14 protein-coding genes are annotated in these 16,452 nt (G+C 39.7%); 12 read left to right on the top strand and 2 right to left on the bottom strand.

The window, feature by feature from the left end; genetic code table 11:
- Window positions 1-32: 32 nt before the first annotated feature.
- Both AB986_RS03335 and AB986_RS03330 read right to left on the bottom strand, forming a co-directional pair.
- Window positions 33-1,082: an iron-containing alcohol dehydrogenase family protein gene (locus tag AB986_RS03335; protein ID WP_048309465.1), complete on the bottom strand. Its 1,050-nt coding sequence runs from the start codon at window positions 1,080-1,082 to the stop codon at window positions 33-35.
- Window positions 1,082-1,732 carry an MtnX-like HAD-IB family phosphatase gene (locus AB986_RS03330; RefSeq protein WP_048309464.1) on the bottom strand — a complete coding sequence of 217 codons (651 nt, stop codon included), beginning with the start codon at window positions 1,730-1,732 and terminating at the stop codon, window positions 1,082-1,084. Before AB986_RS03330 ends, AB986_RS03335 begins: the two co-directional genes overlap by 1 nt.
- Window positions 1,733-1,902: 170 nt before the next feature.
- Between AB986_RS03330 and ilvA the strand changes: the two genes are divergently transcribed.
- The 12 genes from ilvA to AB986_RS03275 all read left to right on the top strand — a co-directional run bounded on the left by ilvA (window position 1,903) and on the right by AB986_RS03275 (window position 16,445).
- Window positions 1,903-3,159 (top strand): threonine ammonia-lyase IlvA, encoded by a 1,257-nt coding sequence (gene ilvA, locus AB986_RS03325; protein ID WP_048309463.1) that lies wholly within the window; start codon window positions 1,903-1,905, stop codon window positions 3,157-3,159.
- 96 nt (window positions 3,160-3,255) lie between these two features.
- Complete coding sequence (locus AB986_RS03320) at window positions 3,256-4,218, top strand: LLM class flavin-dependent oxidoreductase (protein ID WP_048309462.1); 963 nt, start codon at window positions 3,256-3,258, stop codon at window positions 4,216-4,218.
- Window positions 4,211-4,360, top strand: a complete 150-nt coding sequence (locus tag AB986_RS22205) for a hypothetical protein (protein WP_161797321.1) — start codon at window positions 4,211-4,213, stop codon at window positions 4,358-4,360. The genes AB986_RS03320 and AB986_RS22205 overlap by 8 nt, the downstream gene beginning before the upstream one ends.
- Window positions 4,361-4,393: 33 nt before the next feature.
- Window positions 4,394-6,319, top strand: a complete 1,926-nt coding sequence (locus AB986_RS03315) for an ATP-dependent DNA helicase (RefSeq protein WP_048309461.1) — start codon at window positions 4,394-4,396, stop codon at window positions 6,317-6,319.
- A gap of 76 nt (window positions 6,320-6,395) precedes the next feature.
- A complete protein-coding gene (locus tag AB986_RS03310; RefSeq protein WP_053216020.1) occupies window positions 6,396-7,343 on the top strand; it encodes a phosphotransferase family protein in 948 nt (315 codons plus the stop codon).
- A 33-nt stretch (window positions 7,344-7,376) separates the two neighbouring features.
- Window positions 7,377-7,949, top strand: a complete 573-nt coding sequence (locus AB986_RS03305) for a histidine phosphatase family protein (RefSeq protein ID WP_048309460.1) — start codon at window positions 7,377-7,379, stop codon at window positions 7,947-7,949.
- A gap of 77 nt (window positions 7,950-8,026) precedes the next feature.
- Window positions 8,027-8,986 carry an MBL fold metallo-hydrolase gene (locus AB986_RS03300; RefSeq protein ID WP_048309459.1) on the top strand — a complete coding sequence of 320 codons (960 nt, stop codon included), beginning with the start codon at window positions 8,027-8,029 and terminating at the stop codon, window positions 8,984-8,986.
- Between the two features lie 170 nt (window positions 8,987-9,156).
- On the top strand, window positions 9,157-10,470 hold the full coding sequence (locus AB986_RS03295; RefSeq protein ID WP_048309458.1) for a TrkH family potassium uptake protein: 1,314 nt from the start codon (window positions 9,157-9,159) through the stop codon (window positions 10,468-10,470).
- 12 nt (window positions 10,471-10,482) lie between these two features.
- Window positions 10,483-11,142: a potassium channel family protein gene (locus AB986_RS03290; RefSeq protein WP_048309457.1), complete on the top strand. Its 660-nt coding sequence runs from the start codon at window positions 10,483-10,485 to the stop codon at window positions 11,140-11,142.
- Window positions 11,143-11,405: 263 nt separating this feature from the next.
- Window positions 11,406-14,150, top strand: coding sequence for a phosphoenolpyruvate carboxylase (gene ppc, locus AB986_RS03285; RefSeq protein WP_048310827.1), 2,745 nt, complete (start codon window positions 11,406-11,408; stop codon window positions 14,148-14,150).
- A gap of 145 nt (window positions 14,151-14,295) precedes the next feature.
- Complete coding sequence (locus AB986_RS21975) at window positions 14,296-15,105, top strand: CAP domain-containing protein (protein WP_236690300.1); 810 nt, start codon at window positions 14,296-14,298, stop codon at window positions 15,103-15,105.
- Between the two features lie 164 nt (window positions 15,106-15,269).
- On the top strand, window positions 15,270-16,445 hold the full coding sequence (locus tag AB986_RS03275; RefSeq protein ID WP_048309456.1) for an acyl-CoA dehydrogenase family protein: 1,176 nt from the start codon (window positions 15,270-15,272) through the stop codon (window positions 16,443-16,445).
- Window positions 16,446-16,452: the final 7 nt, after the last annotated feature.

Genomic DNA, 16,452 nt, shown 5'->3' with positions numbered 1-16,452 from the left:
TCACTAAGCAAGTAGTGGAAGCCTTGTTTTGTCTAATTCAGTAAATCCTGAAGAAGGGGGTCCTGATCTAGAAAAACAAGAGCCTTCTCACGGTATTTATCATCATGGAGATATGTATATCGACTAGGTTTAACAGAAGGAGCGAATAAAATGGCGTCTTTCAGATCGTCTTTCTTCAAGTTCTGTTCATTTAAATAGTGGAAGAATCCAGTTCGTTCAAAAACTTTCCTCATTCGATCTGCTCGATGCTCTTGTACATTCGCGATAATATACGTCGCGATCCCAACTTGGATGCCATGCATATGGGGATTTAGTGATCGTTTATCTAATGCGTGTGAAATCAGGTGTTCAGAACCACTGATTGGTGCACTATTACCACTAATCACCGTAGCTACACCGCCCATTGTAAGAGAACTAACAAGTTCTTTAATGAAAATTGGATTGTTAATGTCATTCATTGGAGTTCGAATAAAGCTATTGACCGCTTTCTTACTTAACATGGATGCGAATGCGTTCACGTGACCGACACCATTACGCTCTTCAAACTCCCAGTCATAAAGAGCAGTAATATTACTCATTAAGTCACCCACACCTGCTAGAAGGAAGTGAGGAGGGGCCTGTTGAATAACCTCAAGGTCCGCAATAATGCCATACGGTACTTGAGCTGGTACCGTTGTTTTTTTATTGTTTACGATCAGAGAACAATTGCTACTTGCAAAACCATCATTGGAAGCAGAAGTTGGCATACTAATGAAAGGCATTTTTCTTGAAAAGGCAATATACTTCCCATAATCAATCACCATGCCTCCGCCCATCGCAACAACAACATCGTACGTATCCAGACTAAAAGCAAAGCGAATTAATTCATCGATCGTAAGTCTCGGCTCCATTTTATGAAAAGTTAGCGAAACTTCTTTAAATGTGTCGTGAAATGTTTCAGCATATTCTCGATATGTGAAATCATCGAATAAAAACAAGGCATTGTTAAAATCATGCTTGATCAGGATGGACTCCAATTGATGACGAATGCCAGACCGAATCTCAAGAATAGACGGAATTGGGATATTCGTTAGTGCATGCATTAGCGGATTGTTCCTTTTTCACGAAGTGTCCTTTCAACATCCTTGAACGACTCAACACCGATGAAAGAGACACCATTTTCTTTTAATATATCCTGAAGTGCATCTTTCGCGAAGGTAAGATCCGCCACTTTAGCTGGATGAGAGTCCGGTTCGCTATCGCCTGCAAAATACACAAGGTCGTACTTTTCTTTTAATTCAGAGATGACCTTGGATTTATCAATGCCATATCGTCTAGAATAATGTTTGTGATTTTCATCTATGGATAAATGGACATTTTGGTTTTCATAATAGCCTTTGTTTGAAAAGACCAGTACATCATGAATGCCATAATGATTTAAGATATGGTGAATGTAATAGTCCGTACCCGCACTTAGAATATAAAAGTCACCACCGTTTTCTTGAACCGCTTCAATAAAAGACGGAACATGTTCATCTATCGGTAATGATAGAATATCCTCTATGATTTGTTCCTCATTTTGGTCAATTGATTGGAAGACTTGTTGTAGAAAATCAATATCCTGGTATTCACCAGCTTTCCACTTTTTATAAAGCTCCTGTCCTTCTGGGTAGTAGCTTTCTATGACCAACCAGTAAAAATCTTTTTTTGAAATCGTGCCATCAAAATCGGATACAAATGCCCAATTCTCCATAGTAAAAAGCCTCCTTCATATAAAATTCATTTCCTATTAAAATTGTAGCACTCTTTCTAGGTGAAAAGAAATCAACTTCATTTAGAACAATAACGTACAACCGTGTTAAATTGTGTTAAAATGAATTTTAAAAAGTTAAACTATTCTAATTAATCAGAAGGAGTGCGAGAATGAGTAAAACAATTAGCAAGGTACAGGTAGAAGATGTCATTATCGCAAATCAAGTCCTAAAGGAAGTTGCGGTGCACACTCCACTGCAGCGGAACAAAATCCTTTCTGATCGCTATAACTGCAATGTTTATGTAAAGCGTGAGGATCTTCAGAACGTAAGGTCCTTTAAGATAAGAGGCGCTTATAACCTCATCCAAAGCCTAAGTAAAGCTGAAAAAGAAAACGGCATAGTGTGCGCAAGCGCCGGCAACCACGCTCAAGGTGTTGCGTTTTCTTGCAAAACGCTCGATATTAAAGGTCATATTTTTATGCCGGCGACGACACCTCGCCAAAAAGTAACTCAGGTTGAGCTGTTTGGTGGATCAAATGTAGAGGTCATTCTAACTGGTGATACATTTGATGATTCTTTCCAAACTGCTAAGAAGTTCTGTCACTCGAATGAGAAGACGTTTATTCATCCGTTCGACGATTACAGAACAATCGCTGGTCAAGGAACAGTGGGCCTCGAAATCATGAATGATATAGACGAAGTGGATTATATGATGGTTCCAATCGGAGGGGGAGGGCTTGCTTCTGGTGTTGGTTCTTACGTCAAAAGCATTAGTCCAACTACCCAGATTGTTGGAATTGAACCCCAGGGTGCACCTGGTATGAAGAATTCTCTCGATCACAACGAGTTACTATCACTTGATTACATTGATAAATTTGTTGATGGTGCTGCTGTTAAACAGGTCGGTAAGTTAACGCTCGATATTTGCAAACACATTCTCGACGATATCGTTCTTGTACCTGAAGGAAAGATTTGCACTACGATTCTTGAGTTGTATAATCAAAATGCCATTGTCGCGGAACCTGCAGGTGCTATGTCCATTGCAGCCTTAGACTTCTACCGAGATCAAATTAAAGGCAAAAATGTTGTATGTGTAATTAGTGGTGGAAATAATGATATTAACCGAATGCAAGAAATTCAAGAACGCTCGCTAATCTACGAAGGTTTAAAACATTATTTCATCGTTCATTTTCCACAGCGAGCAGGTGCCTTGAAAGAGTTCATGGCAGATGTACTTGGTCCTACCGATGATATCACCCGCTTTGAATATACCAAGAAAAACAATCGAGACCGCGGCCCTGTACTTGCGGGCATCGAGTTGAAGCAAAAAGAAGATTACGAACCATTAATTGAACGGATGAATCGTAAAGGCTTTTCGTACATCGAAATCAACAAAGACCAAGACCTTTTTAATTTATTAATTTAAAACGCCCGAAATGGGCGTTTTTCTCATAATAAGCGTATAATGTAAGTCTCTTCTTTCGATAGGATAGAAGCAGATTGTTGTAAAAAGAGGTGCCACATGAAATTAAGTATTCTCGATCAATCTCCACTCTTTATCGGTGAAACGGTAACTGATGCACTTCACGCGTCAAAAGACCTTGCGATACTAGCAGACGAGCTAGGCTATACAAGGTACTGGATTACAGAACACCATGACCTTGACCATGTAGCTTGTCCTGCACCAGAAGTTCTCCTAAGCTACCTTGGTGCACATACAAAACGAATTCGAATTGGTGCAGGCGCTATTTTACTTCCTCATTACAAACCCTATAAAGTAGCCGAGATATTCAACACTCTAGCTACTTTATTCCCGGGTCGCATTGACCTCGGTATAGGACGTGCACCTGGAGGCTCAGCTGAGGCAACAACCGCTTTATCAGGAAGGTTTTTGGAGGAAGTGAGACGAATGCCAGAGAAAGTTGAAGAACTGCTTCGGTTCATGAGAAATGGATTCCCTAGTGACCATATGTACCATACGTTAGCCGCTGCTCCAGTCCCTACCCAACGTCCTGAGACTTGGTTGCTTGGTACTGGTAAAAAGAGTGCTCAGCTCGCAGCAACAAATGGAATGTCTTACGCATTCGGATATTTTATGAGTGACAAAGATGGTGGAGAACTATTCCACACTTATAAGAGCGAGTTTAAAGGAGAAAATCCATACACGTTACTTGCGGTATCTGTCATTTGTAGTGATACAAGAGAGCACGCGGAAGCACTTGCACACTGGGTACATGTGTTACATGACTTTCAAATCCGAGGTGATACGAAACTTCCTACGCTAGAAGAATCAAAAAAGATCAAAGTTGAACATAAATCTTCTTCTAAATTGATAGCGGGGACAGTTGAAGACGTCCAACTACAGTTAGAGAAGCTAAAGACAACCTTCAATCCTGATGAGTTAATGATCACTACAATGCTACCGAGCAAAGTTGAGCGATTACGATCTTATCAACTAATCGGCGAGGCGCTACTTAGTGAGTAGATCTTTTTTCACTTATAACACAAAATCTGTTATGATAAAAGGTGGTTTTCTTGTTTTTCATACTGGTTTATTCACACACTGGCAAGATGAACGAAAAAGCCAAGCTGTCGCTAAGATTTCAGACAGAGTTGTTCTACTATAAAAGGACGGATCAAGCTAGAAGAGGAGACCGTACATGACCCAATCATTACCTTTTGAAATTACAAAGGAAGATTCTTTTTTCGAAAAGCTCGGTGACTATATTGGAGATGTTTTCTATGACATACTCCCTGAACACGGTTATGAGCTTCGAGATGAACAAATCTTCATGGCCTTTCAAATTGAACAGGCTTTTAAAAATAAAAGTGTCGTTTTCGCAGAAGCAGGCGTTGGGACAGGGAAAACGTTTGTCTATTTGCTTTACGCCATTTGCTATGCGCGCTACACTCGTAAACCTGCTATTATTTCATGTGCAGATGAAACGCTTATTGAGCAACTCGTTAAAGAAGGCGGAGATATTGAGAAGCTTGAAAAAGCACTTGGTTTGACCGTTGACGTTAGACTCGCGAAAGCAAGAGAGCAGTATGTGTGCGTGAAGAAACTAGATTACCTTGCACACCGAACAGATGATGAAGATATTCTAAGTGTACATGATGAAATTCCTGAATTTGTATACGAGCCTGCTGCCTCCATGAAGTCGTTTGAACGTTATGGGGATCGGAAAGAATACCCATGGGTTCCCAATGAAAAATGGGAGAAAATCGCCTGGGATCCTCTGCAACAGTGCTCAACGTGTGACTGGCGTCATCGCTGTGGTCAAACGCTTAATCGCGAATATTACCGTCATGCAAGTGATCTTATTATTTGTTCTCATGATTTTTACATGGAGCACATTTGGACAAAGGAATCACGTAAACGTGAAGGCCAACTTCCATTGTTACCTGAAGCAAGTACAGTTGTCTTTGATGAAGGCCATCTTCTTGAATTCGCAGCACAAAAAGGGTTAACCTATCGCTTCCATTCAGAAACACTTTCTAGCATTCTAACAGGGTATATGGATCAGGACGTTCGTGAGGAATCTCTTACACTTGTTGAAGATATTCTTGAGTTACACGATGAATGGTTTGCTCACCTTAGTAAGACGTCTAAAGCTGTTGAAGGGTCTGTTCGTAAAGATGTGCCAAGAACGGAGCCGATGCTAACAACCGCCAAAACGATTGCTGAAAAAGTGGATGCCTTGCTAGAACAGCTCGTTTTTGATTCCGAACTTTATGTAATGGAAGATTACCATGTGAAAATCATGGAAGAGTATCTTGAGTTCTTTGCTTATGGGTTAAGAACGTTACTACAGGACGGACAAGGTATTCACTGGTTAGAGGAAACCGAAACCCAGACGTCACTTGTCATCATGCCTAGACTTGTTGAAGATATCCTACGAAAAGAAGTTTTCTCACAGAAGATTCCATTTGTCTTTTCTTCTGCAACACTATCTCAAGCAGGTGACTTCTCTTATACAGCAAGTAGCCTCGGGATTCAAAAGTACGCATCTTTCTCTGTTAATTCACCTTTTGATTATGAAACTCAAATGAAGATGAATGGAACAGTCACAGAAAACGAAAGCGATAAATGGGAAGCAATGGGTAACGCCTTAAATGAAAATAACGGGCATTCCTTGCTGCTATTCTCTTCGCTCGAAGAAATGAATCGTTTCCGTGACTGGACAGCTAATCAGAGTTGGACTTTTGAAATGATCTATGAAGGTGACAGAGAGATAAGTGAAACAGTGAAACAGTTCCAGCGTGATGAATCTGCTGTGCTTTGTTCTTATCATTTATGGGAAGGTCTAGATGTTCCTGGAGAGTCTCTAACTCAGGTATTAATCTCATCTCTTCCGTTCCCTCCAAACGACCCTGTCTTCCAAGCCAAGCGAAGTCACGCAATGGACCCAATTACTGAAGTTGACTTGCCATACATGCTACTCAGACTTAGACAGGGCATTGGACGATTGATAAGAAGTAGTGAAGACAAAGGTTCTGTTCGGATTTGGATGACAAACGACCAGATGACAAAGTATGAAAAACAAGTTCAAGATGTTCTACCTTTACCAATTAACTGGACTTAATGTTAAAGCTCTTTCTCTGTTGAGGAAGAGCTTTTTTGTAATGAAGTTGATATGATAAGAAAGTGGGAGGGGTTACATGAAAACAAACTGGGAACGTCACAATCCTATTATCGAAATTCCTATTGAAGCTATCAAATCAATCATTCGAAGTTATTCTATGAACCATGATGTTCAGCACATCACAATCCTCTCGGGGGGATTAAGTCATACCAATTACAAAGTAATGCTCGATGAAACAATTGTCGTTGTACGTGTAACTAAGAATTACGAAAGTCTAGTAAGAGAACAAACCCTTCACGCTATCCTCCCAGATCATGTTAGAGCACCACGTTTTTTACATCTAACAAAATGGAATGGGTTTGGTATCGGAATACTTGAATGGAAAGAAGGGTCTTTGCTTTATCAGAAGCTAATTGATTCTTCACCAGCCGAGATGAAATGCATGGGAAAATCGATTGGCAAACAACTAGCAGCACATAGAGAAGTAACGTTTGATACGTATGGATTTCTAGACTCGAGATTAAAAGTAATAGAAGAATTCCGTTTAACACCAGAAAAGTTTATCTCAACGATTGATTCTTTCTTTACGGCTGGGTATGCATCAAAGTGGTTACCTAGTAATGTCGTTGATCACATACATAAGTACACGAGGGTAAACGCTCACTTTTTTGAAGAAGATGAAAGTGGACCAAAACTTGTTCATGGCGATTTTAATGGGCTTAACCTCTTAATGAATGGGACAGACGTTAGTGCTGTACTGGACTGGGAGTTTGCTCTATCAGGAAGCATTTATTTTGATATTGGCAACATGCTTCGTTATCAGTATCCTCATATGTCGTCATTTGAAACTGGCCTCATCACTAGTTTAAATGAAAGTGGCATTACCTTGAGTGAAAACTGGAAAAAGCTAGCCAAGCTTGCGGATTTAGTGGCTCTATGCAGTTTATTAAATCGGCAAGTCTGTGGAGAAAATCGTGTTAAAGACATTCAAAGATTGATTGCTAGTACATTAAATGACTCATAACATTAAATATCATTCAATAAGGGGAGAATTGAAATGAGAATAGGGTTTATTCGACATGGTCGTACATCCTGGAATAAGGATAGAAGAGCTCAGGGAAGTTCAGATATTCATCTTGATCAGGATGGACGTAAAGAAGCTGAGAAGCTCGCTCAACATCTTGATCGAAACGAGTGGAGCGTTATTGTTTCTAGTCATTTAGCAAGAGCCAAACAAACAGCTGACATTATTGCAGAGACGCTTGGCATTGAAGTACTGATCGATCAACGGTTACGTGAAGCTAGTGGTGGTATGATCGAAGGAACAACTGAACAAGAGCGGATTGAAAAGTGGGGAGAGAATTGGAGAGCGTTGGACCTTGGTATTGAAGCAGAAGAGATAGTCGTGGCGCGAGCTAGAGAAGCCATCACAGAATTTGAGGAAAACTTTCATGGTAAGAACATCTTAATTGTTAGTCACGGCTCCTTTTTAAGACATTATTTTAAAAGTGCTCTTCCAACTCTCAATCACGACAGTCATCTTTTCAACACATCTCTTACGATAGTGGAAAAACAAAATGATGACTGGGTAAATGTTGTTTATAACTCAACACCTCATTTGAATCAATAATAATTCAAAAAAGGGTTTCCGATTGATAAAGAGAATTCTTTGCAATAAGGTTATGATAACGCTTGGAGGGAAGAAACATGTCTGAAACACTTAGAATTGGAGAAGATTTATCACTTATTGATCTATACGACCTAACATTGGAGAAACGTACTGGAAGCTACATATTACATGAAGAAGAACTTACAATCATAGAAACAAGTGCAAGTCCTTCTGTACCCTATTTAATTCAAGGACTCAAGGAACTTAATATTAATTTAGAGGACGTTAAGAATATCATCGTTACACACATTCATCTTGATCACGCAGGAGGGGCTGGCCTCTTTCTTGAGCAGTGCCCAAATGCTCGCGTTATTGTGCATCCTAAAGGGGCACGTCATCTTGAAACTCCTGAGCGTCTCATTCAAGGTGCCAAAGCCGTATATGGTAATAAGTTTGGTGAACTCTTCGACCCGATTGTACCGATCCCGAAAGAGCGCTTAATTGTCATGAATGACGGTGATACTTTATCGATTGGCTCTAAAAGAACGTTAACGTTTCTTGACACACCGGGACATGCAAAACATCATTTTTCGATACATGATTCAAAGACAAATGGCGTTTTTGTAGGTGATACAGTGGGTGTTTATTATCCTCAGCTAGACTTTGAATTGTATTTGCCCTCCACATCACCAAACCAATTTGATCCTGAGGCAATGCTCGATTCAGAGCGGAAGATCTTTTCTTATCAACCGGATGCAATTTATTTCGGTCACTATGGAAAGTCGAGTAACCCTCCTGAAGTCTCGAGACAGCTAAAGCACTGGTTGTCACTCTTTCTCGAAAAAACAGAAACAGTGCTTAAACGGCCAGAAAAGGACTCGTTTGAGGATAAGAGAGATCTTCTTGCAGATGAACTGTTTCTTCTGGTTCAAACCGAGTTAGGAATGCATGATGTACCAGATAATCATATTGTTTATAACTATATCCGAGTCGATTTAACGGTGTGTGCAATGGGACTAATCGATTACTATACAAAAACAGCAAATAAAACCTCTTAAGAGTCGTCTTAAGAGGTTTTTTCCTGTACGATTAGGAAAAAGATAACAAAAGAATTACCTTCATCAGTACAATTGCTTTCCGTTTAAAAGAGAGTAAAGCAAAGCTTTTTTTTTCATGATATAGTGAATTGATAGGAATAATGTAGATAGAATGTTTGTGGAGAGATGCTATGCTAAAGAATAAATCAACAATTAAATCCTTTCGCTATATTTTTATCATGTATGTGGGAACCATTCTTTTATTTGCGGCTCTTTACTTGCTTCCCTTCTCCCATGTCGGATCGCTTCAAGTGATCGATGCCTTGTTTGTCTCAACAAGCGCACTTAGTGTAACAGGGCTATCGGTCATAAATATTTCTACCGAATTCACAAGAATTGGTCAAGCGTTGTTAATCATTGAAATGCAGCTTGGCGGAATAGGAATCCTTGTACTCGTTAGTTACTTGTTTATGATGATGGGTAAGAAGCTAACGTTGTCAAGCATGCTCTTAATCTCTAAAGACCAAAATCAAACTCAGTTAAAAACGATCCGTTCATTGAGTCTTTCTGTCTTAATGATTGCTCTTTTAGTTGAAGCGATCGGGTTTGGGTTGATGTTTAATGGAATTCATGAACAATCCAGTTCACTTCAAGAAGCGGTATTTGTTACTGTTTTTCACAGTGTAGCTAGCTTTACAAACGCGGGTTTTGACCTTTTTGGAGATAGCTTAATTTCATTTCAAGAAAATTGGTTGCTACTATTAACGTCTGCGACTATGATTTTCCTTGGAAGTCTCGGATTTCCGACGATCGTTGAATACATATTTGCATTTCGAAAGAAGAAAAGCTTATTTACGAAAGTAAACATTAGGCTACACAGCTTTTTATTTCTTTTCGGAACAGTTGTTTACTTTCTGTTAGAGCGTAATGGGGTTTTTGGCGATCTGTCATGGTTCGATAAACTCGTTAACATCATTTTCTTATCCGCTACCTCCAGAAACGGCGGATTAACAACGGTTGATATCTCAACGCTTAACATTACAACTGTTTTACTATTGATGAGTTTGATGTTTATCGGTGGAGCTTCTTCCAGTACTGGTGGAGGTCTACGTTTAACAACCTTTACTGTTCTCGTTGCGAAAATGATTTCTGTTGCACGTTCAGAAGAAAATACAACTCTGTTTAAGAAAACAATTTCCCAGGATTCGATAAACAAATCGTTTCTCATATTGTTAACCTTTATCTTTTTATTCGGTTTCTCAACCATTATTCTTTCCATTTTTGAGACCCAAGAAATTGAAATGATTGCATTCGAAGTTCTTTCAGCACTTACGAATACTGGTCTGTCGATGGGCATAACTGCAGAACTTGCAAGCATTTCTAAACTACTACTCTGCATGTTAATGATTATTGGACGGATTGGAGTATTCAGTTTCATTTATGTTGTATTTAAAATAGAAAAGTCAAGAACTCGTTATCTAAAAGAAGATCTCGCTGTCGGTTAAGGAGTGATCAATGTGCGTAAACAATATCTAGTTATTGGAGCTGGACGATTCGCTAAAGGAATCATACAAGAATTATATGCTCAAAAATGCGATGTCGTTGTTTGTGATAAAGATGAAGGTCCGTTAGAAGACGTTGATGATTATGCAACACATTCTATTGTAGGAGATCTTCGCGAAAATCGTGTGATGGACGATCTAAATGTAGACCAATATGATGCTGTATTTGTTGCAATTGGAACAGATGCCTATTCGGCGATTTTAATCACAAATCGTCTTCGTGATCGTAATGCAAAGAAAATCATTACAAAAGCTGTTAGTCGTGAGATCGGTGAGATTTTGTATAATTTAGGAGCGGATCAGGTTATCTATCCGGAAGAGGAAGCGGGTATGAAAGTTGCCAGGCAAATTACAATGCCTAATGTTCTCGAATACATTGAAATCACAAAAAATGTATCTGCCATCGAAGTGAAAGTACCTGACGAATTAATTGGCCAAACGCTTCTCGATCTCAATTTTTCAAGAAAATATGAATTGAACGTATCGTTGATTCTCCGTAAGGATTCTCCGATTCTAAGTCGTTATGCTGAAGTGGCGTTTGAAAAAGGAGACGTCATTTTGATGGTTGGTGAGAACAAGAAAATCGATCAATTCAAACGAAAATTCTCTATTTAAGAAGAAACAATATCAGGTGATTTTGACTTCCTACCTCGCATATCATGCGAGGTTTTTTAATGAAATAAATGAAAAAATAAATTTTCTTTGAATGCGTTTTCATTCCTTTATTGTAAGTATGTAGAGCCAATAACGAAGGAAAGTGACAGCGTCATAAAAGATGACAAGAATAAATTTTCTTGGTTATAATAAGTTTATTGAAATATTTTTAATATTTGGTAAGATGTCTCTAAACGAAAAAGAAAGGTTGATTGTATATGGCTATGGATACTGATCGTTCTACACAACAAAGTCACCACGTTGCCCTAAGACGTGACATTAGTATGCTTGGAAGTTTATTAGGTGACGTTTTAGTGCAGCATGGCGGCAAAGAACTTCTTGATATGGTTGAATCGATTCGTGAGAAGACGAAATCACTTAGACAGGAAGTAAGCATAGAAACATCACAGGAACTTAAAAGTATGATACATACACTTAAACAACCTATGCGAAAGCAAGTCATTCGGGCGTTTGCATTGTATTTTCACCTGGTTAACATTGCAGAACAGAATCATCGCATAAGAAGAAGACGTGATTATCAAATGCTTGAAGAGGATCAATCGCAACCAGGTTCAATTCCTCATGCAATCGCACTTCTAAAGAAGAATAACGTACCAGGTGAACTGATTGAAGATACGCTTTCATCTCTTTCACTTGAATTGATTTTAACTGCACACCCAACAGAAGCTACAAGACGATCTGTGCTTGAAATTCATAAGAGGATCGCAGTTTCATTACAGCAATTGGACAACCCATTGCTAACAAAGCGCGAACAAAAAGGCCTTAAAGAAGAACTGTTAAATGAGATTACAACTTTATGGCAAACTGATGAACTTCGCCATAAAAAGCCAACCGTTATGGACGAAGTAAACATGGGACTATTTTATTTTGAAGAAACACTATTCGAAGTTCTGCCTCAAATTCATCAAGAACTTGAAGAATGTCTGCACGAACACTATCCAGATGCAGAGTGGCGCATACCTAATATCCTAAAGTTTGGTTCATGGATTGGTGGAGATCGTGATGGCAACCCATTCGTTACACCTCAAGTAACCTGGAATACACTTGAAAGACAGCGCGATGTTGTTCTTTCGAAGTACAAAAAATCCATCAAGGATTTAATGCGCAAGCTTAGTCAATCCACTAATCGCATTCCAATTTGCGGTGAGCTCATTGCCTCAATTGAACGAGATCAAGAAGCTCTTCCAGAAGTGAAGCCATGGGGTGTATCGCATGAAGCGTACCGAGTTAAACTTACTTACGTCTTAGAGAAGCTTAATCGCATCAATACTGACAACGGATACAGCGATGTAGAGAATTTTATAGACGATTTAAAGCTAATCGCTAATAGCCTTCGTCAACACCATCCAGAACGTTATCATTTCGCGGATCTTACAAAGCTGATCCGTCAAGCTTCACTCTTTGGTTTCCACCTTGCTACGTTGGATATCCGTAATCATAGTGGTGAACATGAAGCGGCTATTGCAGAAGTGTTTAAACGAGTAAACGTTGCAGATGACTATGCTTCTCTACCAGAGGAAGAAAAAGTACAATTGCTTAGCAATGTGCTTGAAGACCCAAGGCCAGTGCTTTCTACTTACGAGGATTACTCTGAAAAAACGAGAAAAATTCTTGATATATTCAACATGATTAAGAAAGCACATCTTGAATTTGGTGTAAATTCGATTTCCGTTTACCTAATTAGCATGACTCAATCAGCAAGCGACCTGCTTGAAGTACTTGTGCTCGCTAAAGAAGCAAACATCTATCGCATGCATTCTGATGGCAGTGTCGAAAGTGATTTGAACATCGCTCCACTGCTTGAAACCATTGATGATTTGAAAGCTGGACCTTCGATCATGAAAACATTATTTGATCTTCCGGTTTACAAAAAGCATCTTGAAAAGCTAGGTAACCGACAAGAAATTATGCTTGGCTATTCTGACGGAAGTAAAGACGGTGGAACACTAACCGCAAACTGGAAGCTTTATGAAGCCCAACAAGAAATTAGTGGTCTTGCTTCTGAACGAAATTTACGTCTGAAATTCTTCCACGGACGTGGTGGTGCTCTTGGACGTGGTGGCGGTCCACTTCGTAGAAGTCTGTTATCACAACCACCTGAAACATACACTGCTGGGGTAAAGATAACTGAGCAAGGTGAAGTATTATCTTCCCGTTATCTTTTGTATGATATTGCATATCGAAGCTTAGAACAAGCAACAACAACACTGCTTACATCAGCTGTATCTGGCATTGAAAAAGATAAAAGGCAAGAAAAGTGGCAGAACGCAATGGAACACATTTCGAACGTGTCCCTTAAGACATATCAGTCACTGGTCTTCCAAGATGAAGGTTTTCTAGCTTACTTTAAACAAGGAACACCATTACCAGAATTGAGCGCACTTAATATTGGATCAAGACCAATGAGTCGTAAAGGTACGGATCACTTTGATGATCTCCGTGCAATACCATGGGTATTTGCCTGGACTCAGAGTCGTCAGCTCATGCCAGCATGGTATGCATCAGGAACCGGCCTTACTGAATTTGCATCCACTAAAGACGGGCTACACACACTAAAAGAAATGTATGAAAACTGGCCTTTCTTTGCTTCATTAATTGATAATCTTCAAATGGGCTTAATGAAGGCTGATTTAACAACAGCTGAGAAATATATGGACCTCATTGATGATCAACAATTATCAAGTCGGATTTTCGGTAAAATCGTGGATGAATATCATCAGACAAAAAATGTGATTCTAACGATTACTGGTCAAGAAGAGCTTCTTGATGGTACGCCAAATATTAAAGATTCAATTCGTTTAAGAAATCCTTACGTAGATCCGTTGAGCTCACTTCAAGTTGAACTGATCTCGACTTATCGTGCTGACGGTAGTAAAGATGATGAGCTATTGAAAGAAATACTCCTCACCATAAATGGTATTGCTGCTGGTCTTAGAAATACAGGTTGATATACGAAAGGTTTCTCTCTATTGAGAGGAGCCTTTTTTGTATAACTGGGACCTTTCTTATAATTTCTCGCTTTTTACCACCTATACTTTGCTCTTCTTAAGAAAAACTAAGACAGTAAGAAATTGACCTAAAGGAGGGCAACGAATGTACAAGAAACTAATGCCATTACTGCTGCCGGGTTTGATATTACTTGGGGCATGTAATGCAAATAATAATGATGAAGCACTTGATATTAACAAAACGAGTTCACCTACGGAAGGTGTTCAGCGTATAAACAGTGGACAACTAACCATAGATCCTAACTCGTACAGTACTGATACACCTAGCGTTAAATTCCCACATGGAGAAATCGTTCAGAATGGTCAGTTTGAATTTAGAGATGCGTTACCTGAAGGGGTAGATCCTAGAGAATACTTGCCAGAAGGATTCCCCGAACAATATGGTATCGGCGGGAAAGATGAGCAACAGCGCCAGCAGAAAATGAGACCAGACCAAGGGACAGGTCAAGCAGATGCAGATCGTAACGCTAATCAAAATGGAACCGAGGACAAAAAAGCTCCAAAACAATCAGGAGAGATTAGCGAAGAAGTTCAACAAGTCATTGACCTTACAAATGCTGAGAGAAGAAAGCAAGGTCTTTCGAATCTAAAAGCAATGCCTTCTTTGAGTGACGTCGCTCAGGAAAAATCCCGCGACATGCAACAGGAGAATTACTTCTCCCATACAAGTCCAACATATGGCTCACCTTTCGACATGATGAGAGACTTCGGTGTTGATTTCAACACTGCAGGAGAGAACATTGCACAAGGGCAACAAACACCAGAAGCAGTAGTTGACGCATGGATGAAGAGTGAAGGTCACCGTAAAAATATTATGAATAAGAACTTTACTCATATAGGTGTTGGACTTGCGCAAGATGGTCATTATTGGACACAAATGTTTATAGGAAAATAGCAGAAGAGGGGTCAGACACGTGTCTGACCCCTTTGTTAATTATAACGAATTAAACATTCTCTACGTCGCAAGAAGGAAGAGCATTCACAATGTCGAAGTAAGATACTAACCGGTTAGTAAGTATCATTCTAATTTTCAAATCGATTCTTAAGGAGAGATCTGACATGGATTTACGGTTAACAGATGAGCAAGTTATGGTGCAAAAGACAATTCGCAAGTTTGTTGAAAATGAACTAATCCCTCTAGAAAATGATGTTCTTCGTAATGAAAGAGAAGGAAAGCCAGGCATCTCTGCAGAAAAAATGAATGAACTTCAGCTAAAAGCAAAAAAAGCAGGCTTCTGGGGTATTAATACGCCTGAAGAATACGGCGGCGCTGACCTTGGTCAAATGATGCTCGCTATCGTCATGATGGAAGTATCAAAAACGTTCGTTCCGTTTCGATTCGGAGGCTCGGCTGATAACATTTTGTATTATGCGAACAAAGATCAAAAAGAAAAGTACTTGCTTCCGACCATCAACGGGGAGAAGAAATCTTGTTTTGCTATGACAGAACCAGGTGCTGGTTCTGATACGCGGAACATTAAAATGACTGCCATCCGTGATGGCGATGAATGGGTGCTTAATGGTGAGAAGACGTTTATTACAGGTGGAAATGAAGCTGACTTTGTTATGGTTATCGCTATTACGGATAAAGAAAAACACGCTGCGACTGGGAGAGATGGCGTAACTTGCTTTATTGTCGATCGTGACATGGGGTGGAAGTCAGAATACATTCATACAATGGGAGAATGGGGTCCTGCTGGACTTGTTTTTGATAATGTGCGAGTTCCTCATGAAAACATTCTTGGAGAAGTTAATGGAGGATACAATCTTGGGCTAGAATGGATCGGTTTCGCTCGTTGGATCGTTGGTGCAACAGCAGTGGGAGCTGGTGAACGACTGTTAAAGATGGCAATTGATTATGCAAACGAACGAGAAACGTTTGGTAAACCAATTGCGGAACGACAGGCCATTCAATGGCAAATTGCTGATTCTGCTGTTGAGATTGAAGCAGCTAAGTGGCTCGTTTTAAACGCAGCCTACACGCTTGACGAAGGAAAAGATAATCGCCAGCTGGCATCAATGGCAAAATTGTATGGCTCTAACATGGGGAATCGAGTTGTCGATCGTGTTCTACAAATTCATGGAGGCATGGGCTATACGAGAGAGCTTCCGATTGAACGGTGGTACAGAGAAGCAAGACTTTGGAGAATTTACGATGGTACAGATGAAATTCAACGCCTCATCATTGCAAGAAATTTGTTAAAAGGACATGTAAAAGTAGGTCAATACGCATAGGAGGAGT

The organism is Guptibacillus hwajinpoensis, assembly GCF_001039475.1.
In the GTDB taxonomy this organism is placed as follows: Bacteria; Bacillota; Bacilli; order Bacillales; family Guptibacillaceae; genus Guptibacillus; species Guptibacillus hwajinpoensis.
This window is presented reverse-complemented; position numbering and strand designations above follow the sequence as displayed.